This is a genomic window from Rhizobium album, from assembly GCF_003122325.1.
Taxonomy (GTDB): Bacteria; Pseudomonadota; Alphaproteobacteria; order Rhizobiales; family Rhizobiaceae; genus Metarhizobium; species Metarhizobium album.
This window is the reverse complement of the sequence record NZ_QFBC01000003.1, coordinates 435291-454349: the sequence shown is the minus strand read 5'-3', so window position 1 is coordinate 454349 and position 19059 is coordinate 435291. Positions and strand designations below refer to the sequence as shown.

Below are 19059 nucleotides of genomic sequence, written 5' to 3'. Positions count from 1 at the left end.
GGAATGGGAAAACAAGAAGACGATGAATTCATGAAAGCTCTGCGGCGCATCCCCAATCAGGTCTCGTGCTTTTCGAATGGGGCGTGTTGCCCATGGTGCGGAGGTCTGGCGAAGACTGTCACGTTCGGTATGAACAACTGCGAGGAGTGCGGCAAAGCTTATGCTTTCGGATATCCTGAGTGGCACGAAGGCAAAGACCCGGTCAGTTGGGTTCCGTTCCCCTTCGCGGAATTCGAGGCGCTTGGATGCCGCGCCGATCTTATCCCTGAGTTCAAGCCGAACGAACGGCTCCAGCATATCTACTTCGAGAAGAGCGAAGAGCATCTTGGCGTTCGCGCCGACATGACAAAAGCGAATTGACTGGCGGCAACAGACGAGGCGAGACAATGGCGAGCAAGGCGGCAAAACTGAAACAGAAGCGCGAATCCCGCGGACGGCCGAAGGTCGAGCACGTGGCGCGAGAGCCTAACGGGCGCATCTCACGATCGCCTCTGGACACGGACTGCGACACATTGGAGCGCCGAGCCAAACGGCTTAGGCTGCCGGTCGAGCTGGCCCGCGACCAGAAGGCGGCAACGTTCATCGGATATCTCAACCTCATCGGCAAGGTCGACGGCATCAGCGACGATCAATACGAGGCAGCGCAAAAGTATCTCGCATTGCGTCGGTCGTATCTGCTGGCGATCAAGGCCCCAAACGCCGAACGGAGCGAAGAAGGAGTCGGCACGCCTTCGCCCGATATCAGCGACACTTATGTGGACTGGTGCCAGAACACCGTTGATCGCTTCGACGAGTGCCGCAAGGTCATCCAGAGGGCGCAAAACGAAAGCCGGGCGAACCTCTGGGCGGCGCTCGATCTTTGCGTGATCCAAGGTCATCGGCTCGACCACATGGTCGGCGACATTCGTATCCTGTGTAATGCGTTGATAGTCGCCTTTCGTGTTTGACTTTTTTACGAAAATGGGTAATTTCTGACGTCAATCTTTACTTTGGGTGATTTGCGCACAAGCAGCGGGTCACCCTTTTTGATTCTGAGGCCATGCCTCAACGAAACCGTTCGGGAGCACGTTTGTGCGCGGATCTTCGGATCCCCCGGAGACCAGATCGGGAAGGCAGTCGGATAAGAGCGAAAACCCGGATGGTGCCACCACGACACCGCAGCGAGTAGCCGCCTTCCCGGTACCCAATCATGACGGCGGACACGATGCGCGAAGGCATAGCAGCACTGATGATCGTCGCCGCATTGAAGCTGTGGCGAACGGACATCCACTTCACAGGTATGGACTTTGCCCCGCCCCAGCACGGTATCCGATACGGGTTGGCCTGGAGGCTGTATCATGCTGGCCTCCGACTTTCGAAATCATGACGGCGGCGTGGAAGGACACGCAATCAAAGTACCGCATACGCGGCGCAGGATTGACGCCAATTGCGGCGTACGACGGCGTAGCCGATATCAAGCTCGGCCCGTCATGACCATTTTGCAACTGGAGACCTTATGGCCCACCACAAGCGCAAGCGCCCGAAAAGCACCCGCTCCGGCTGCCTGATGTGCAAGCCGTGGAAGCGGCAGGGCTCTTGCCTTCACCAGCGGGCGAAGTTCTCCGATGTTCGCCGCATGGAGCAATTGAAGTGCGAGGCGGCGTAAACCTAATCGCGCATGGCCGCATCGTTGGTGTGGCAATCGTAGACATGCGGATGGCGGTAAACCGTTGACACAAGCCAGACTCGCCGCATTGCAATCTGGTCAGAACCGAATTTGGTAATGGGTACTCGGCCGAAGAACCTTTCGTGAGGGCGCCGAGCGAAGCAGCACGTAGCGGCCAACCAGTTTGCCCCGTCTCCGATCCCGGCGGCGGGGCGTTTTCATTCCCAACTCAGCAGAAAGGAAAGAGCATGCGCTTCATGCGAAGTATTCTCTGCGCTGGCCTCGCCATGATGGCGGCGGTCATGTGCACATCGATGCCGGCTACCGCCGCTCCGGTAGACGCCCAGGTGCTTGTTCAGCCTCTTGCAGGCAAGGACTACCCGGCCCCGGCCTTGAGTGTCGTCATCCATGATGTCTGCGCCATCCCGGCCGAAGTGCCGAGCATCGCCGCCCCGTCCGGCGGGCGAAGTACGCTGATCGCCAGCGCTGAAGCCTTTGCAGACACCTCTATCGCCGTCGCCGCCTACCTGCATATCGACCCCGGCATCAGCGCGTAACCATCGAATTTCTCTTCGAGCCCGGATCGTCACCGGGCTCTTTCCCTCTCAAACGTAGAAAAATCATCCCAAATGTGCCGGAAATCGCGGTTCAGTATCGGCACATTTGGAATTGTTTTTCATTCCATCTGGAGAGAGTGATGGCGCATTTCCGGAAGAAGCCGATTGTGATTGAAGCTTATCAGTTCCGGATCCCCTCTGACCCGCGCCCCCCGTGGTTCGCACAAGCCTTAAACGACGGCAGGGTCTGGTACCAAGGTGGCCCCGACCCGTATTTCACCATTAAGACCCTTGAGGGAGAGATGCGGGCGAGCCTGAACGATTGGATCATTCGTGGCGTCAAGGGTGAGCTTTACCCAATCAAAGACGAAATATTCAGGGAGACGTATGAGCCTGCGGACGGGGGTGCCCGCCGCCTAACCCATCCCCGTATCCGGTGAGGATAAGACATGGTCCTCGTCACCCACATTTCCACCGCACGGGACTCCTGACCCTGCCCAACCCGCGACAGGATGAAAAGGCTTTCTCTCACGCCAGATCGCTGGCAGCCAGTCCGTGCGGCCCATGGGGCATTTCAGCTGGTTAAGAGGGCAGGCGGGATAAACCACTTCAGGATCGACAATGCCAAGACCGAACAAGCCTAAGGCTACGCCAGCAGAAGAGCCCCAGGCAAAGCAGGGACGAGGCCGCCCTTCCTCCTACAAGAAGGAATTTGCAGGCCAGGCGAAGAAGCTTTGCGCTCTCGGCGCAACCGACTTCGAGCTGGCCGATTTCTTCGGTGTCGACACACGGACGATCTATCGCTGGCGCATTGAACACGAAGATTTTTGTCAGGCGGTCGTGGTCGGCAAGGATTCGTGCGACGAGCGGGTCAAACGATCGCTGTTTAACCGCGCCGTCGGATACAGTTTCGAGAGCGAGAAGGTGTTCAATTTTCAGGGCGCGATTGTCCGCGCTTCGACAGTCGAGCATGTGCCGCCGGATCCCGGCGCCGCGTTCAACTGGCTCAAAAACCGCCAGCCTGACGAGTGGCGCGAAAAGCTCGAGGTCACGCACAATCTCGCGGAGTTGAGCGATGAAGAGCTCGACAAGGAATTGATGGGGATGCTGACCAAGCCTGGGAAGTGAGATGGATCTTTCCGGATACAGTCGCGAAGAGAAGGAACGCATCGTCAGCCTCATGGCTGAGAAGGCGCGCAGGCAAAATCAGCGGCGTTTCTACCGGATGTTTCCCGACGAGGATACGATCCAGCCTGACGGCTCTATTGTCCACGCTCGTCACAAGTACGGCAAGCATCTGGAGTTCTTCCGTGTCGGCGCCGAGTACCGTGAGCGCTGCCTGATGGCGGCCAACCGCGTCGGCAAGACATACGGTGGCGGCGGATACGAGACGGCTTGCCACCTGACCGGGCTTTACCCCGATTGGTGGGAGGGACGGCGCTTTGACGGCCCAGTGCGATGGTGGGCTGCCGGAAAGACGAACGAGACTACCCGCGATATCGTGCAGACGACCTTGCTGGGCGACATCGCGTTCGCAGGACCGCGAAAGACCGTCTCGGGAACGGGCATGGTGCCGGGCGATCTGATCGGCGGCATAACCTGGAAGCAAGGCGTCGCGGATCTGGTCGACACGATCAAGGTGAAGCATGTCTCGGGCAAGTGGTCTGTCCTGGGATTGAAGTCGTACCAACAGGGCCGCGGATCGTTTGAAGGAACGGCTCAGCACGGAATCTGGCTCGATGAAGAGCCTCCGCTCGATGTCTACGGTGAATGCCTGATCCGAACCGCAACGACGGACGGCATCATAATGCTCACCTTTACGCCGCTGGAAGGGCTGTCGGACACGGTCCTGCAGTTCCAGCCGCACAACGACTGAGGTTAGAAATGCCAACCATGTGGGTAACAGAATTCGTCGCCAATGGGCCGCGTGAGCGCGATGGCAGCCCGGCCGTCCCGCCGATCGGCACTCAGGTCGTGACGTTCTCCACAAGCGCAGCCACGGCAAACGCGCTGTCGGCTGCCTGTGACACGATCCAGATTGTTGTCGATACCGACGCGCACGTTTCCTTCGCGCCGACGCCGACGGCCACGGTGAACGACATGTTCCTGGCGAAGGACATCCCGCACCGGTTCACGTTGCGCACGACCGGTCTCAAGGTGGCGGCAATCGCCGCGGTCTGATGCCGGCAATCACAGGTTCTCGCTACCTCGTCCGGGCGGGCTGGGATGACGTCCCGCACCTCGACGAAAAGACAAAGGCTGAACTGCTCGAGGCAACACCGCCGCACCTTCGGGAAGCGCGATCAAAGGGCATCCCGTCGCTCGGCGCCGGCGCGATCTACCCAGTCGCCCTGTCCGATGTTGAGGTGAAGCCGTTCGCTATCCCTGAATACTGGCCGCGGGCGTACGCGCTCGACGTCGGTTGGAACCGGACAGCAGCGCTTTGGGGCGCATGGGATCCGTCGGATTGGTCTCTCTACCTCTATGCCGAGCATTATCGTGGGCAGGAGGTCCCGGCAATCCACGCCGAGGCGATCAAGGCGCGCGGCAACTGGATCAGGGGCGTCATCGATCCAGCGTCGCGGGGCAGGCAGCAAGCAGACGGTGAGCAGCTGCTGGCGACCTACAAGGGACTGGGGTTGTCGCTCAAGCCGGCGGATAACTCTGTCGAGAGCGGCCTCTACGACACATGGCAGCTGCTGACGACCGGACGGCTCAAGATCTTCTCGGTCCTGCAGAACCTGAAAACCGAATACGCGATGTACCGCCGCGACGAGCACGGCAAGATTGTCAAGAAGCATGACCACCTCATGGACTGCATGCGCTACCTGGTGAAGTCGGGTCGCGACGTTGCATCCGTCCAAAAGCCGAAAGCCACCTTTGGCCCGTCCGCATTCGGCGGCGACAGCACAGCAGGATACTGATGGACCAGATGATGCAGGCTGACGACAACCAGGGCATCCCTGATGACGTCCGTCGTGACAAGCTCGCGAGTGCGCTGCAGGCCATCGCCGCCCGGCTCGAGTCGGAAGCGAACAAGCGCGTCGGCAGGCGGACTCATATCGAAAAGCGGTGGATCGACGACCTGCTGCAGTACCATGGTCGGTACGACAACATGACCGAGCAGGCGCTCAACAAGACGAAGAAGTCCAAGCTATTCATCAACCTGACCAAGCCTAAGACCGACGCGATGTCGGCCAAACTGATGGATCTGCTGTTCCCGACGGATGACAGTAACTGGGGCATCAAGCCCACACCGGTGCCGGAACTGACTGAGGCTGCTTCCAAGGCTGCCAAGGCTGCACGTGAAATCAAGCAGCAGCTGAAGGACCAGCAGGAAGCTGCTGCCATCGAGCAAGGCGCCCAGAATGGCGTCGACCCTGCTCAGCAGCAGCAGATGAAGATGCTTCAGGATCTAGCTGACCAGGCTGATCGTGCGGAATCCGCCCTGAACGGCGATCTTGAGGAAGCGCGCAAGCGCTCCGACCTGATGGCGAAAGAGATCGAGGATCAGCTGACGGAGAGTCTTTATCAGGCCGTCATGCGTGATGTCATCGAGATTGCTTCGAAGCTCGGCACCGGCGTTTGCAAGGGACCGGTCACCGGCGACAAGGTGCGCAAAGGCTGGAAGCTCAGCAAGAAGATCGATGCCAACGGAAACGAGCGAGCCGAATTCGGCCTTCAGATCGTCAGTGGCGAGAGCCAGCCGTCGATGCGCTATGTCGACCTCTGGTCGTTCTTTCCGGACCCTGACGCACGCTGCATCGAGGAAGGTGAGGGCAATTTCGAGCGCCACCTGATGAACCAGAAGCGGTTGCGCGGCCTGGCCCAGTTGGAAGGCTTCGACAAAGACGCCATCCGCCGCCTGCTGAAACTAAAGCCGCAGACGACTGCGCCTGCATACATCGCCGATCTGCGCAACATCACCGGCGCCAATGACCAGGCTGCCAACGATCTCTACCATGTCTGGGAGTATACCGGCTGCCTCGAAGCCAGTGAGATGGCCTCACTTGCCTTGGCAATGGACGATGCTGACACGTTCAGGGACATGCAGGACATCGACCCGCTGACGGAAGTGAACGCCGTCGTCTGGTTCTGCCAGGGCGAAATCCTGAAGTTCTCGATCTATCCCTATGACAGTGGTGAGCCGATGTATTCGGTCTTCAACATTGCCAAGGACGAGGCATCAATCTTCGGCTACGGCGTGCCGTACATGATCCGCGACCCTCAGAAGGCAGTGAATGCCGGCTGGCGCGCGATGATGGACAACGGCGCCTTTTCATCCGGCCCGCAGATTGTCGTGTCTCAGAGCCAGGTTGAGCCGGCAGACGGCAATTTCGAGCTGACGCCGCACAAGATCTGGATCGCCAAGGAAGGCATCCCGCGGGACAAGCGCGCTTTCGAGACCTTCGACATTCCGTCCAATCAAGCACAGTTGGCCGGTATCATCACCATGGCCCGCCAGTTTATGGACGACACCGCGCAGATGCCCGCGATCGCCCAGGGCGAGCAAGGCTCGGGCGTCACAAAGACCGCTCAGGGCATGGCGATCCTGATGAATTCGGCCAACGTCGTGTTCCGCCGCATCGTCAAGAACTTCGACGACGACGTAACGACGCCGAATATCCGTCGCTTCTACGATTGGAACATGCAGTTTAACCCGAAGGAAGAGATCAAGGGCGATTACTCGATCGACGCCCGCGGCTCGTCGGTGCTGCTGGTCCGCGAGATGCAGGCTCAAAACCTCATGGTGCTGGCATTCCAGATCGGCGGCCATCCCGTCTACGGCCCGATGCTCAAGAACCGGGACATGCTCAAGAAGCTATTCCAGGCCAACATGGTGCCGGCGGACGAAGTGCTGCTGAGCGATGACGAGATCGATGCCAAGATGGCAGCGGCCGCTGCGGCAGCGCAGGCAGCAGCCCAGCAGTCCGCGCCGCCCGGACCGGACCCGGAGCTCGCCAAGCTTGAGCTCGAACTGAAGCGCGCCGAAATCGAAAGCCGGATCGAGATCGAGAACCAGAAGGCGGACAATGCTCGCCAAGTCGCACTCATCAATCGCGACACGCAGATGATGGTCCTCGCCGAGAAAATGAACATGAACGTCGATCAGTTGCGCGCCAAGCTCGACATCGCCCACGCGCAGATCAATTCCAAGGAGCGCCTGGCCGCGACTGAAGTTGCAATCACCGAGCGCATCGGCCCGAGTGGCGGCGGACTGCTCTGATGATCGACACGAACAGCGCCACGTGGCTTGCCATGAAGAAGGCTGCCGAAGAGATGATTGCTAGGGCACAGCGCGAGCTTGAAGTGCGCGGCACCGCTCCTGATGCCACTGAATTCGAACGCGGCCGGATCAAGGCGCTGCGAGACGTCCTCGCGCTTGCCGATCCGAAGCTTGCGATCAAAGAGACAGTCCCGTTCATCTGATCAATGGGCGCGACGAGACTACCGGGCCGCCGATAAGGCCGCCAATCACCTGAGCCGCTGCGGCCGCTCAATTCACTGAGGAAGCCATGACCACGGAAACGTCTATCCCCGACGAAAAGGACACTGCTGCTCAAAATCAGGACGTCGCCGCCGACGAGGCCGCGATCTGGGATGAGCTTGAAGCCGCAGACAAGCCGGACGACCAGCCGCCGCTCGAAGAGGGCCGCGAGGGAACGCCAGGTGAACCGGCTGCCGTAGTAGCCACCGAGGTCGAGAAGACGGCCGATCAGGCGCAGCCTGCTGCGATCGACCCGCAGATATGGTCAGATCCCGAGAAGGCCCGGCAGGCTTATGAAGCCCTGCAGGCCGAGAAGAACAAGGTCGAGCAGAAACTGCGATCGGACGAGGGCCGCCAAGCCGCCCTTCAGCGCCGCATTCGAGAATTGCAGAACACGATCCAGACGCCCGCTGCGGCCGGCGATAAGGATCATCGTAAGGCGATCGAGAAGATCAAGGAAGAATATCCGGAAGTTGCCGGGCCGGTTTCGCAGGCTATCGACATTGTCGCCGGCCGCGTTGACGCGTTTGACAGGGTTGAGCAGGGCCGCATCGAGGCCGCCCAGCGCGAACTGAACAGCATCGTCGACGAGCAATCCCGCCTCCTGACCGAGCAGCATCCCGGATGGGAAGATCTGCTGGACAAGAACGCCGATGTTTTCAGGCACTGGATCGAGGATCAGCCGCTCAGGATGCGGCATGCCTTTGTTCAGAACATCGAGAACATCACGGACGCTCAACAGGTCGGCGAATTGATCTCCGCCTTCAAGACCTTCATCAACCCGCCGGCCGCGCCGGCAGCTCCTCAACAGCCGCTCAGCGACAAGCGACAGCGCCAGCTTTCTGGCTCCAGCTCTCCAACGCGATCCAGCCGCGCGCCGGTCGTCTCCGGGATTCCCGAAGATGGCGACCCGCAAGCGATCTGGGATGCTTTCGAGGCCCAGGATCAGGCCCGCGCACGCCGATAAGCCGAGCGAATTTCACCTTGAAAGGGTGAGTTCATGACCACTACTCGCTACTCCGACGGGGGCATTTCCCCGCGTACAAACGTCTACGCTGAGCGCGAAATGCTCAAGCATGCCCAGCCCGTCATGGTGCTGGAAAAGCTCGCCGTGACGAAGCAGATGCCGAAGAACAAGACGGACACGATCAAGTTCCGTCGGCCTCGCGTCTTCACCGCGGCAACCACGCCGCTCGTCGAGGGCGTCACTCCGACAGCAACGCAGTTCGGCTATGAAGACGTCTCCACGTCGCTCAAGCAGTACGGCCAGGTCGTGGAAATCACGGACGTCATCGAAGACCTCGCCGAAGACCCGGTGCTGCAGGATGCATCTCTCCAGTCCGGCGAGAACATCGGTCGCACCATGGAGGCGCTGAACTACGGCATCGTGAAGGCCGGCACGAACGTCGCCTATGCAAACGGCTCCGTTCGCACCGACGTCAACACGCCGATCTCGCTGTCCAAGCAGCGCGCCGTCGTCCGCGCCCTGAAAGCGCAGAAGTCGCAGAAGATCACGCGCATTCTGGCGCCGTCGACGAACTACGGCACCAAGGCGGTTGAGGCAGCCTACGTCGCCGTCGGCCATACCGATCTGGAGTCGGATATCCGAAACCTTCCTGGCTTCGTGCCTGTCGCCAGCTACGGCCAGCGCTCGCCGATTTCCGAGCACGAGATCGGCTCCGTCGAGGATGTTCGCTACATCCTGTCGCCGGATCTGGCGCCGTTTGCCAATGCCGGCGCGGCCAAGGGTTCGATGGTATCGACGGCTGGCACGAACGCCGACGTCTACCCGATCCTGTTCTTCGGTCAGGACGCTTGGGGCACGGTGGCTCTTCGCGGTCAGGGCGCGGTCTCGCCGTCGATCATTCCGGTCGGCCAGAAGACCAAGGACGACCCGCTCGGTCAGCGCGGCTACGTCGGTTGGAAGACCTGGCACGCCGCCCTGATCCTGAACCAGGCCTGGATGGCTCGCCTCGAAGTGGCAACCACCGCGCTCTGATCCGGTCAATCCAGTGGCGGGTGAATAGCCCGCCATCCCTACAATTCATCATGAAAGGATTGATCCAATGAAGGGTCAGATCAAAGTCGGCATGGTTGTCGGCACAGGTGCGGCTCTCAACGTCAAGCTGGGCTGGATCCCGGACTTCGTTGAAGTCTTTAACGTAACCGACGGCGACCTTGTCACCTCGGCATTCCTCGGATGGGTCGTCCCGTTCTCCTCGGGCGGCACGACTGAAATCAGGGCTGGTGATGTCATCGTCGGCGCAACGTCCGGCGCAACGGCTACGGTCACTGAGGTGTTGCTGTCGTCTGGTACGTGGGCAGGTGGCGATGCCGCAGGCTTCTTCAGCGTTCGTAGCCTGACCGGCACGTTCGGTTCGGAAAACGTCAAGGTTGGCGCCGGCACGAACGATGCGACTGTCACGGCCAACGTCGTGCACAACGTCGCATTCGCTGTTGCCGCGGCGTCCGCCACGGGCAACGCGGCGCTCTCTCGCTTTGAGGGCGTCGAGGCCACGGATGCTCGGGGCTTTACGATCGGCTCCACGGTGAGCGAATCCGCCAAGCTGCTGCGCTACGTTGCGTACCGGGCTGACCAGTAAGGGGAGGGACCGGATATGGCTCTCTCTAAAGCAGACGCACTTGTTGCGATCCAGCAGGCTGCGAACGGTTCTCTCAAGGATCTCGCGAGCGTTCTTACGGCGCTCGTCAATCGAGAGCTTGAGGGGACCGCGCAGACCCTTACAGCATCCGGCGCGGTGACGCCGGGTGTCCAGTCCCTGAACCTGAACCATGCCAGCGTCGTCATTGCTGCGACGATTGCCGATGCATCGAAACATGCTGGCTTTTTCGCTGTCCTTGACTCTTCAGCCAGCGGCACGGCGGCGCACACCGTCACGCTGACGCGAGGGACGTGGGATGGGACGAACAAGACGATCACGCTCAATGCCCCGGGCGAAAGCCTGATCGTCTTCTTCGACGCAGCGGGTAACGGCCAGGTCGTGCTGAACACCGGTTCGGTTGCGATCTCGACCTAACGCCATCGGCCGCTCCAATCCCGGAGCGGCCATTTCCTCACAGGACCCCCGATGAAAACCATTACGATCGCGACCGCGACGCCGGCGCAGCTTGCCAGTTTTGCCACCATAAACCTCGGCCTTGAGGTCAACTATCGCATGGGCTCTCCAGCCATCATCGCCAAGATGCGGGCGGCTGGCTTTGCGGACGACACGATCGATGTTGACGATGAAATCCCCGTGGCTGCCACACCAGTGGGGCTGCAGACGGAGCACCGTGAGACGGTCACGGTCATCATCGCTCAACAGGATGAACCTGGCGGCAGCGATCCAGTCTTTCTTGGCGTCAACGGCGTCGCCATGGTCGTCCACCGCGGCGTCGCGTCGCCAATCAGCCGGCCCTATTTCGAGGCGCTGAAGAACGCCGTGAAGACCGTCTACAACATCAACCCCGACGGCAGCCTCGGCGACGCGCGTGAAGTCCCGCAGTATCCGTTCAGCGTGATTGCGGCCTGATGACCTTCCTCGAGCTCGTCCAGCGCGCCGCATTCGAATCCGGAACTGTCTCCGGCGTCGGTCAGCCCCCTACAGTGGTGGAGCAGGTCGGCCGATTGCGGCATTTCGTGCAGTGGACGGCGAGCGCTTACACGGCGATCCAGAACCGCAGGCCGAGCTGGCTGTGGCTGCGGGACGAGTTCCAGGCAAACCTCACGGCCAACCAACAGCGGTATGGCGGCAGCGATCTGTCGCTCGACCGTCTGGCCGAGTTCGTGACGGCGCAACCGCTGTCGATCTATCAGACGTCGGTTGGCGTCTCTGATGAATCGTTGCTAGACGGCAAGACATGGGATGAATTCTACAAGGCCTATCTGGTCGGCCCGAACCGTGATCAGACCGGCAAGCCTCAGGTCTTCACCATGGATGCCGCCGGCCGCCTGGTCTTCTTCCCGAAACCTGATGCGACCTACACCCTGCGAGGTGCTTACCGGAAGACACCGCAGGTGCTTGCCGCCAACGCTGACGTTCCCGAGATGCCCGCCCGGTTTCACGAACTGATCGTCTGGAAGGCGCTTCTGCTGCTGGCGGAGTTCGACGAAAGCCTGAACCAGCTCCCGCTGTGGAATGCCGAATACAATCGCATGATGTCTGAGCTGGAGAGCGAGCAGTTGCCTCGCATCACGCTCGGCGGGCCGCTTGCCTGATGCCGCAACTGACTTCAACCACACTTCTCCGCGGTGGCCTCAACCTGGTGACGCCAGCCATTGCCGTGCCCCCTGGTAGCTGCATTGCAGCGCTCAACTATGAGCCGGAGGTTCGCGGATATAGCCGGATCGGCGGGTACGAGCGTTTTGACGGCCGGCCGCGCCCTTCTTCCGCCTCCTACTGGCTCTTGCGGTTTACCGGTGGCATGACTGGTATCGCTGCTGGAAACGTGGTGACCGGTGACACCTCCGGGGCTACGGGAAAGGCGCTGTTCGACGCCACCGTGACGAGCGGAAGTTACGCGGACGACGACGCTGAAGGCTACCTCATTCTTTATGCCGTGACTGGCGCCTTCGATGATGGTGAAGACCTTGAAGTCTCAGCCGTGAAAGTGGCGGAAGCTGATGGCGACGCCATCGAGCAGGGAGCTGATAACGACGAGGACGATAAGCTGTGGCTCCGAGCGGCGATCGAGGCTACGCGCACGCCCATCGCGGCGGTCCCCGGTTCTGGCCCAGTTCGCGGGGTCTGGACATATAACGGGGCTGTATATGCGTTTCGCAACAACGTTGGCGGCACCGCGTGCATCATGCACAAGTCATCCCCAACAGGCTGGCAGGCGCAGAGTTTCGGGCACACCGTCGCATTCAACACCGGCACGACTGCTTTCCTCGAAGGTGAGACACTCACAAAGGGCAGCGTGACTGCAATCATCCGGCGCGTCGTCGTGACGTCCGGAACCTGGGGAACGGACGATGCGGTCGGCTACTTGGTTGTCAGCAACATTGCTGGCGGCAGCTTTACGGCCGGCGTAGCCACAAGCCCGAGCGGGAGTGCGACACTTGCCGGCGCGCAGGTTGCGATCACTTTGCCGGCTGGCGGCCGCTACGCCTTCGTGAACCACAACTTTTATGGCGCGGGCAAAACTGATCGCATGTACGGCTGCAACGGTGTCGGCCCCGCGTTCATGTGGGACGGGACTTATCTGACGCCGATCCGAACCGGGCTGACCGACGCGCTCGACAAGCCGACCCGCATCGCAGAATTCTCGAACCACCTCTTCCTTGGCTACGACAACGGCGAAGTCCAGTTCTCTGGCCTTGGGGAGCCCCTGTCGTTCCTTGCCATTGATGACGCTGGCTCCTTCACGTTCGGCTCCAAAGTCACAGACATGCTGCAGTCGGCGTCGTCGGCGCTGGTGATCTTTGGTCGTAACCGCGTTTCGTATCTGACCGGCTCGGACAGCACAGACTTCGTCCTGTCTCCACTGGCCGATGACGCTGGCGCCGTAGAGTGGACGGCGCAGATGATCGGCAACCCGGTCTATCAGGACGACGCCGGGGTTCGGCGGATGACCACGACCCAGGCGTTTGGCAACTGGCGGATGGGCACGATCACCGAGGCGATCACGCCTTGGTTCAAAGCCAAGAAAAAGGCAGGCGCAGTCGCTGTCGCCTCCATCCGCAGCAGGGCGGCCGACCAGTACCGGCTCTTCATGTCGGACAAGTCCGGCATCACGATCTACATGGGCCGCAAGATGCCCGAGATCCTGCCGTTCAAGCTTGAGATCCAGGTGACCTGTTCCTGCGCCGGCCCGTTCGACGGAGTCGGCGATGCCGAGCAGCTATTCGTCGGTGATGACCAAGGCTTTGTCTATCAGATGGATGTAGGGACAAGCTTCGACGGCCAGCAGATCAGTGCATTCATGTTGCTGCCCTTCAACGCGGTCGGCAGCCCGCAGCAGAAGAAACGGTTCCACAAAGCGACTCTCGAGGTTGATGCCGGGCCGGACACGCAAATCGCGATGTCGGCGGAGTTCGGCTATGGCGACCCCGATCAGCCGCCAGGACAAGAACAGAGCTTCGATATCAGCGGTAGCGGCGGCTTCTGGAATAACGCGAACTGGAACGAATTCTATTGGTCGGCGCCAATCCAGGGCATCGCGGAAGCTTACCTCGACGGGGTCGGACGGAATGTGGCGATCGGCATCCTGTCGGATGCGACCTATGAAGAGCCGCACACCCTGAGCGCGCTGACCTTCAACTTTACCTATCGCGGGCTGGTGCGCTGATGGCAAACGAACAATGGAATTTTGACTCTCCCCTGACCCGCGCCACGTTGGCGCGCGCCGAGGCGGTGAACAACCTCTTCCGGGCTATTTCGGAGGGTTTCGATGCTGGGCTATCGGCTACCCAAATCATGGAATTGATCGATGAAAAGCTTGTCGAATACGTCGACGAGCGACTGCCCGGCCGCATCACGATTTCGACGGAAGCGCCCACCGGCGGCGAAGACGGCGACATCCATTTCCGCGTCCTTCCCTGACCACGCAACCCAACAAATCGAGGTGAACGATGTCTGCACTCTCTGATGCAGCGGAAGTCCTTGCGCTGAATTTCCTCTTCAATAACCAGACCGCTACGCGGCCTACGGCTTGGTATCTGGCTCTCTTCACATCGGCACCAAGCGACTCCGGTGGCGGGACGGAAGTATCCGGCAGTGGCTACGCCCGTCAGGCAATCACTTTCGGTGCTGCGTCATCCCCCGGTGGCACGACTTCGAACACCGGCGTTGTCGATTTTACCGCTTCCGGTGGTGATTGGGGAACGGTGACGTCTGCAGCCGTCTTCACGGCATCAACCAGCGGAACCATGCTAATCTACGGCAACCTTGCTGCACCCAAGACTGTCAACGACGGCGATACGCTGTCCTTTGCAATCGGTGCCGGCAACATCACGCTCGCCTGACCGCATTCAGGTGGTGATCGATGCCGGATGGATATCGTCTTACACAGGCGGGCGACAGGCGCGTTACCGAAGCCGGCGATCCGCGCATTACGGAACGCTTCTCGACTGCATCATTCTCGTTTGTCGGTCCGGCTGCCACGATGTTCCTGGCCCTTCGAAGGGTCTATGGCGTTTTTGGCTGGACCGCTACGGCATCGACATCCTTATCGGCAGACAAGGTCAAGAACGCCGAATTCACATGGCAGGGGGAGAGCCTGTTCAATCTTACGACGGAGAGTTCGTCGGAAGGTTCATTCAATTGGTCATCGACCGCAAACTTCTCCATCGCCGGCAAGGTCATCCATAACGCGGAGTTCGAATGGACATCTGACGGCGCGGTTTTCTTCCTGGCCGGATTTACGAGAGATATCGGTTTTGATCTGCTCTCATCTGCATCTTTTACGCCGACCGGGAGGCTCACCAAGCAGGCGTCTTTCAATTTCATCGCGACATCGGCTTTTTTTGCGGGGGCGAAATTGATCCACAACGCGGCCTTCGATTTCCCGATAACGTCTTCTGTCCTCTTGCGTGGTGGCTTCAAGCTGCAGGGGGAATTCGGAACTGCCGTAACTCGTATCACCCAGGCCGGCGACCGACGCATTACCGAAAACGGCGATGTCCGCGTCACGAGTTCGGACTTCTCCGCATCCACCTTTCTCTCTGTTGTGCCGAACATCGAGATCACGGTCAGCAACGTCGATGTGCATTTCGGGGGAGTTTGGAACGACCGAGCTGCGACATTCATCAAAAACAGCGGCCAGTGGAAACAGGTCGTCAAAATCTACGCCAAGCACAGCGGCGTTTGGAAACTTACGAGGTAACCGATGGCAGACGTCAAGATTTCTCAACTGTCGGCCGCGTCGAGCGCCGTATCCGGAATGGAGTACGAGGTCAACGATTCCGGCACATCGAAGAAGGTCACGGGTACGCAAATTCTCGCATGGATCAGTGCGGCCCTCAACTCTGTATTCGTGCGCCTTGCAACAGACGGGGCATTGACGGCCGGCTTCACGACGACGGCTGTGAATGACGGCACGAAATCGTCAGGCACCTATACGCCGACACCGGCAGGCGGCAACATGAAGCGTGCCGTGAACGGCGGGGCACATACTTTGGCCGCGCCTTCTGTTTCTGGTGATTACACAATCATCATCCAGTATACGAACAACGGGTCTGCTGGCGCGATCACGTTCTCCGGTTTCTCGAAGGTCACCGGTGACACCCTCACGACAACCAACGGTCATGATTATTTCATCTTCATCACGAAGGTAAATGGCTTCACCCACGCAGCGAAGCAGTTGCTACAATGACTTTTCCGTTCCCATTTTTTCATCCCGGTGGTGCGATATTACCATATCCTGCCATAAACTTAACCGCAGCAACGATTTCTGGTGATAGGGGGTACTCGACTGGAGCGAGCGGCGACTACCCCGCCGGTGGGTCGATATCTGGGCAACCCATCCCCGTTGCTGGGATCACGTTGATCGACTTCGTTTACTCAACCACATATCTGTTAACTCAGGTGGTTTTTGGCACGCCTTCCGCTGGTTATGATTTTCTGTCACTTGTCTCCGGTCGAAAGGTATATGTGAACGGCGTCGGATACACTCCGCAAGGCGCTGGATGGTCCACATATGGTCCTACAACCTGGATCGCGAATTTTGCAACATCTGCACTTGTCGCGGGGACGGTTTATTCCATTCAGATTGGACCATGACAAGTGCCTCTCTCGAAATCGCTGCTCGTGTGAGACTCGGAATATCACGGCGCCAATGGCTGGTACTCGAAAACGTCCTCAACCGCGAGGCCGCCACGTACGAGGGATTGGAAACGATTATCTACGGCGGATATCCACCCGTAGCTCCGCGCGTGGCGATATGCTGCCTCGTCAGCGCCCTGCGTGACAAGCTCAGCCCACTTGGCGTTCGCATACGCACAATACATGAACTCGGCTATGCCATGAGCAAGGATCATCGCAAGAAGCTCCTCGCCCTATTGGCGGACGACGAGTAGCCGAAAACTCTCCATCCTTATCAAAATCTAGGAGATCCTTATGGCAACTGCTGTCGGGAATACAGACGTCTATTCCGCTTATAAATCTGCACTTGGTCGCGCACCGAGTGCGGCCGAGATGGATTATTGGAAGAGCAGCGGCTACGATGCGTCGAACGTCAAAAAAGCGATCTACGATGCGGGCGCATCAGAGCGGACCACGTCCGGCTACAAGGCCCCGACATACTCAGCGCCGAAAGAAACGGATCGCTTTTATAACGATTACGGCGTCCTGAAAAACAACCCCGGTTTCACCGGGATGAAGGATACTTCGGCAAAAGCTGAGGTTCCCCAGGCTGTGCAGGCTTCCTCTGGCTGGAACTACACCCGCCGCGACGATGACGTGCAAAACAACCTGATGCGCCTGATGGACCCGGAAAGCCCGTTGATGCGCCAGGCTACTACGGCCGGTCTCCGCACAGCCAACCGGCGCGGGCTGCTCAACTCGTCGATCGCGGCGAGTGCCGTGCAGGACTCAGCCTACACTGCCGCAGTGCCTCTTGCCTCCCAGAATGCATCACAAGCCGCGCAGGAGAATCTGACCAATATTGGCTACGACGCGCAGATGAGGATGCAGGAGCGGCAACTCGGGTCTGCCGCCGCTCTCCAGGCAGCGCAAATCAAGGCGACCGCGGACCTGCAGACCCAGGACATCGGCTACCAGACCGCAGAGCGGAAACTCGATCGTGCCCTGCAAGAGAAGCTGGCCGGCTGGAACCTCAACAGCTCGGATCGCAATTCTGCAGCTTCGACGCTTCTGGGCATGGAGCAGCTCTACAATACGCAGGTCCAGAACATCATGAACAACACCAACCTGTCCGCGGCGGATCGCACTGCATATCTGGCATCGGCCAACGCCTACCGCGACAAGGTTTTGAGCCTTGTCGAGCAGATGTACGATGTCAGCCTGGATTGGGGGCAGAACTCGGCGGCTGCCGTGTCTGAAGCGGAGGCCCGTAGCTTCGTGCAGAGCGTCTATCAGTCAGCCCTGAAGAGAGAGGCCACGAACGCCGATCTAAACTATTGGGTCGCCCGCCTCCTTGGCGGGACTCCGAAAGCCACGATCGAGGCCGAGATCAAGAGCTTCCAATGATCCGAAACGCCAAGTTCGAAGACATTCCGGCCATCGTCGAGTTGCTTCAAGACGCGTTCTCGCGTTCGCATTACGCGAGGGAGAATGTTGGGGCGATCGACGTCAAAGAGGCAAAGCGGCTGCTTTTGCAGGCCATTCAGCGGCACGGCTACAGCCATGGCGGCGCGTGCTGGGTGCAGGTCTCGGAATCCCACGGCATCGTCACCGGCCTCATACTAGGGACGCTGGTTCGCGTCTGCGTCATCGGCGACAAACTCATGGCAACGGACCTGTTCTGGGTTGCCAGCAACATCGTCGAGCCTGGCGACCCATATGCCCTGATGAAGGGGATGATCAATTGGGCGAAGTCCTGCCCCGAAGTCGTTGAAGTCAAATGCGGATCGACAGCGATCATCCGCGACAATCCGGAAGAGGCGGCCGCTGTCCTGAAGCGGCTCGGCTTGAAGCGCTACGGCGTCATTTACAGGGAGGCCGTCCGATGAGCGGTGTTGCAGCTGGTATCACCAAGGTTTTCTCGACCGTCGGCAGCGCGGTCGCGCGTGTCGGCTCGGCGGTGGCCGGTGTGGGGTCGAGCCTGTTCACGGCCGGGGCCGCTTCAGGCGCAGGCTCAATGGCGTCCGGCGGACTGTCCGGCATCATAGGCAATCTTGCCGGCGGCGGGGTGCTAGGCAACGTGATCGGCGGCGCGGTGACGCAGGCGGGTTTCGGGGCGCTGATTGGCGGAACGATCGGCGCGGTGACGGGTCAGGGCTTTGGCAAGGGCGCTTTGATGGGCGGCCTTGGCGGCGCGCTGACTGGTGGCATTTCCGGTTACGCCTCCGGGGCGAACGCGGCCGGCGCCAGCAGCGCGGGTGTCGATCCTACTGTGACCGGGTCCATTCCCGGTTCTACGCCGACCGGCCTCACACAGACGGGCCTCACAACGCCGACCGCGTCCACTGCGGCGACGGCACAGCAGACAACCGGGAATGGGCTGATGAACTTCCTCGGCTCGGAAAAGGGCGGCAATCTGATTGCAGGCCTCGGTACCGGCCTGATGGAATACGAAAAACTGCGCGCGCAGCAGGACGAGTACGAAAAGCAGCGAGACTTCGCCCGCGAACAGCAGACCCGCGTCACTGATTCTTACAAGGTCGATCCGAGTGTCCTGCACCAGTCGCCGTCGCGCTCGAGCTACCGCTATGACCCCGGCGTCGGCCGCATCGTTCTGACCTGACG

Annotated in this window: 25 protein-coding genes; all 25 read left to right on the top strand. The window is 60.0% G+C overall.

What is annotated here, in order from left to right:
* The first annotated feature begins 3 nt into the window (after positions 1 to 3).
* The 25 genes from DEM27_RS34590 (at position 4) to DEM27_RS10385 (ending at position 19057) form a co-directional block, all read left to right on the top strand.
* Entirely contained in the window at positions 4 to 360 is a 357-nt protein-coding gene (locus DEM27_RS34590) for a hypothetical protein (protein ID WP_245445771.1), read from the top strand.
* Positions 361 to 386: 26 nt separating this feature from the next.
* Entirely contained in the window at positions 387 to 947 is a 561-nt protein-coding gene (locus tag DEM27_RS10490; RefSeq protein ID WP_109458156.1) for a hypothetical protein, read from the top strand.
* A gap of 548 nt (positions 948 to 1495) precedes the next feature.
* Positions 1496 to 1645: a hypothetical protein gene (locus tag DEM27_RS33945; protein WP_165823388.1), complete on the top strand. Its 150-nt coding sequence runs from the start codon at positions 1496 to 1498 to the stop codon at positions 1643 to 1645.
* A 248-nt stretch (positions 1646 to 1893) separates the two neighbouring features.
* Positions 1894 to 2202 carry a hypothetical protein gene (locus tag DEM27_RS10485; RefSeq protein WP_109458155.1) on the top strand — a complete coding sequence of 103 codons (309 nt, stop codon included), beginning with the start codon at positions 1894 to 1896 and terminating at the stop codon, positions 2200 to 2202.
* A gap of 140 nt (positions 2203 to 2342) precedes the next feature.
* A complete protein-coding gene (locus tag DEM27_RS10480; protein WP_109458154.1) occupies positions 2343 to 2642 on the top strand; it encodes a hypothetical protein in 300 nt (99 codons plus the stop codon).
* A gap of 181 nt (positions 2643 to 2823) precedes the next feature.
* The gene (locus DEM27_RS10475; RefSeq protein ID WP_109458153.1) at positions 2824 to 3330 is read left to right on the top strand and encodes a helix-turn-helix domain-containing protein; all 507 of its coding nucleotides are present in this window, start codon (positions 2824 to 2826) and stop codon (positions 3328 to 3330) included.
* 1 nt (position 3331) lies between these two features.
* Positions 3332 to 4078 (top strand): terminase large subunit domain-containing protein, encoded by a 747-nt coding sequence (locus DEM27_RS10470; protein ID WP_109458152.1) that lies wholly within the window; start codon positions 3332 to 3334, stop codon positions 4076 to 4078.
* A gap of 8 nt (positions 4079 to 4086) precedes the next feature.
* Entirely contained in the window at positions 4087 to 4383 is a 297-nt protein-coding gene (locus DEM27_RS10465; protein ID WP_128755485.1) for a hypothetical protein, read from the top strand.
* Positions 4383 to 5126, top strand: coding sequence for a phage terminase large subunit family protein (locus tag DEM27_RS10460; protein WP_109458150.1), 744 nt, complete (start codon positions 4383 to 4385; stop codon positions 5124 to 5126). Before DEM27_RS10465 ends, DEM27_RS10460 begins: the two co-directional genes overlap by 1 nt.
* Positions 5126 to 7429: a portal protein gene (locus tag DEM27_RS10455; protein ID WP_109458149.1), complete on the top strand. Its 2304-nt coding sequence runs from the start codon at positions 5126 to 5128 to the stop codon at positions 7427 to 7429. Before DEM27_RS10460 ends, DEM27_RS10455 begins: the two co-directional genes overlap by 1 nt.
* Positions 7429 to 7632: a hypothetical protein gene (locus DEM27_RS10450; RefSeq protein ID WP_109458148.1), complete on the top strand. Its 204-nt coding sequence runs from the start codon at positions 7429 to 7431 to the stop codon at positions 7630 to 7632. The genes DEM27_RS10455 and DEM27_RS10450 overlap by 1 nt, the downstream gene beginning before the upstream one ends.
* Positions 7633 to 7718: 86 nt before the next feature.
* Entirely contained in the window at positions 7719 to 8657 is a 939-nt protein-coding gene (locus DEM27_RS10445; RefSeq protein ID WP_109458147.1) for a hypothetical protein, read from the top strand.
* A 33-nt stretch (positions 8658 to 8690) separates the two neighbouring features.
* Complete coding sequence (locus DEM27_RS10440) at positions 8691 to 9689, top strand: N4-gp56 family major capsid protein (protein WP_109458146.1); 999 nt, start codon at positions 8691 to 8693, stop codon at positions 9687 to 9689.
* A gap of 67 nt (positions 9690 to 9756) precedes the next feature.
* Positions 9757 to 10293 (top strand): hypothetical protein, encoded by a 537-nt coding sequence (locus tag DEM27_RS10435; protein WP_109458145.1) that lies wholly within the window; start codon positions 9757 to 9759, stop codon positions 10291 to 10293.
* A 15-nt stretch (positions 10294 to 10308) separates the two neighbouring features.
* Positions 10309 to 10728 (top strand): hypothetical protein, encoded by a 420-nt coding sequence (locus DEM27_RS10430; RefSeq protein ID WP_109458144.1) that lies wholly within the window; start codon positions 10309 to 10311, stop codon positions 10726 to 10728.
* Between the two features lie 51 nt (positions 10729 to 10779).
* On the top strand, positions 10780 to 11223 hold the full coding sequence (locus DEM27_RS10425) for a hypothetical protein (protein WP_109458143.1): 444 nt from the start codon (positions 10780 to 10782) through the stop codon (positions 11221 to 11223).
* Entirely contained in the window at positions 11223 to 11909 is a 687-nt protein-coding gene (locus DEM27_RS10420; protein ID WP_109458142.1) for a phage adaptor protein, read from the top strand. The genes DEM27_RS10425 and DEM27_RS10420 overlap by 1 nt, the downstream gene beginning before the upstream one ends.
* Complete coding sequence (locus tag DEM27_RS10415; protein ID WP_109458141.1) at positions 11909 to 13981, top strand: hypothetical protein; 2073 nt, start codon at positions 11909 to 11911, stop codon at positions 13979 to 13981. Before DEM27_RS10420 ends, DEM27_RS10415 begins: the two co-directional genes overlap by 1 nt.
* Positions 13981 to 14235: a hypothetical protein gene (locus tag DEM27_RS33565; protein ID WP_128755484.1), complete on the top strand. Its 255-nt coding sequence runs from the start codon at positions 13981 to 13983 to the stop codon at positions 14233 to 14235. The genes DEM27_RS10415 and DEM27_RS33565 overlap by 1 nt, the downstream gene beginning before the upstream one ends.
* A 29-nt stretch (positions 14236 to 14264) precedes the next feature.
* Entirely contained in the window at positions 14265 to 14657 is a 393-nt protein-coding gene (locus DEM27_RS33560) for a phage tail fiber protein (protein ID WP_128755483.1), read from the top strand.
* 20 nt (positions 14658 to 14677) lie between these two features.
* On the top strand, positions 14678 to 15517 hold the full coding sequence (locus tag DEM27_RS10410) for a hypothetical protein (RefSeq protein ID WP_109458140.1): 840 nt from the start codon (positions 14678 to 14680) through the stop codon (positions 15515 to 15517).
* Between the two features lie 3 nt (positions 15518 to 15520).
* Positions 15521 to 16006, top strand: coding sequence for a hypothetical protein (locus DEM27_RS10405; RefSeq protein WP_109458139.1), 486 nt, complete (start codon positions 15521 to 15523; stop codon positions 16004 to 16006).
* Positions 16007 to 16749: 743 nt separating this feature from the next.
* Positions 16750 to 17841: a DUF4214 domain-containing protein gene (locus DEM27_RS10395; RefSeq protein WP_109458137.1), complete on the top strand. Its 1092-nt coding sequence runs from the start codon at positions 16750 to 16752 to the stop codon at positions 17839 to 17841.
* Complete coding sequence (locus tag DEM27_RS10390; RefSeq protein WP_109458136.1) at positions 17838 to 18323, top strand: hypothetical protein; 486 nt, start codon at positions 17838 to 17840, stop codon at positions 18321 to 18323. The genes DEM27_RS10395 and DEM27_RS10390 overlap by 4 nt, the downstream gene beginning before the upstream one ends.
* Complete coding sequence (locus DEM27_RS10385) at positions 18320 to 19057, top strand: hypothetical protein (protein ID WP_109458135.1); 738 nt, start codon at positions 18320 to 18322, stop codon at positions 19055 to 19057. The genes DEM27_RS10390 and DEM27_RS10385 overlap by 4 nt, the downstream gene beginning before the upstream one ends.
* The last annotated feature ends 2 nt before the right edge of the window (positions 19058 to 19059 follow it).